Annotated in this window: 1 pseudogene; it reads left to right on the top strand. The window is 58.9% G+C overall.

The annotated features are described in order from the left end of the window. A pseudogene (locus AF337_RS44695) lies at positions 1 to 180 on the top strand (hypothetical protein); the annotation flags it as partial. Positions 181 to 236: the final 56 nt, after the last annotated feature.

A 236-nucleotide genomic window follows, 5' to 3' on the forward strand; every position in this document is an offset into this window, starting at 1 on the left:
GCCTATCAGATGGCAGTCGAAGCCCGCGACTCCGTTCGAAGGCGACGGTTCAATCCGAACCTGGTGCTAGAGTACGACGAAACCTGTTTGGTGATCGAGCGACACGTCATCTGCGCGATAGAGGAAGCCTCCTACGCGCACCCGTTGAAGTCCGACGAGCCGTCATACCCGGGCGGATAGATCTTGCGACGGTATCGCCTGATTGAGACGACAGCCTGCGCCACGGAGTCTTATGG

The organism is Rhizobium ecuadorense (assembly GCF_001187535.1).
Taxonomy (GTDB): domain Bacteria; phylum Pseudomonadota; class Alphaproteobacteria; order Rhizobiales; family Rhizobiaceae; genus Rhizobium; species Rhizobium ecuadorense.